This is a genomic window from Paenibacillus oleatilyticus, from assembly GCF_018998565.1.
Classification (GTDB): domain Bacteria; phylum Bacillota; class Bacilli; order Paenibacillales; family NBRC-103111; genus Paenibacillus_G; species Paenibacillus_G oleatilyticus.
Map to the genome: position 1 here is coordinate 1 of NZ_JAHNZO010000117.1, position 402 is coordinate 402.

2 protein-coding genes are annotated in these 402 nt (G+C 64.7%); both read right to left on the minus strand.

Going from position 1 to position 402, the window contains the following annotated elements:
* Positions 1–64 (minus strand): hypothetical protein (locus KQX66_RS38895; RefSeq protein WP_498047224.1); only part of this gene is annotated, 64 nt, incomplete at its 3' end.
* Between the two features lie 9 nt (positions 65–73).
* Positions 74–402, minus strand: a 329-nt coding sequence (locus tag KQX66_RS38900) for an RnfABCDGE type electron transport complex subunit D (protein WP_216798407.1), incomplete at its 5' end; no start/stop codon positions are given.

Genomic DNA, 402 nt, shown 5'->3' on the forward strand with positions numbered 1-402 from the left:
GGCCGGTGGTGACCGCCGCAAACACCGCCAGCGTGGTGCCGTGCTTTCTCATGGAATTCAGCATGGCGGCTCCTTAGCGATGGCCGTACACGCGCGGCTGCGTGTAGTGGTCGATTAACGGGACGGTGATGTTGGCGAGCAGCACAGCAAAGGCCACGCCGTCAGGGTAGCCGCCATAAACGCGGATCAGCCAGACCAGCACGCCGATCAGCGCGCCGTAGATTAAACGGCCCTTCGGCGTGGTGGAGGCGCTGACCGGGTCGGTGGCGATAAAGAACGCGCCCAGCATGCTGGCGCCGGAGAACAGGTGGATCAGCGGCGAAGCCTGATGCGCCGGATCGAGCCACCAGGCCAGACCGGAGCAGAAGGCGATAGCGGCCAACATGCTGAAGGGGATCTGCC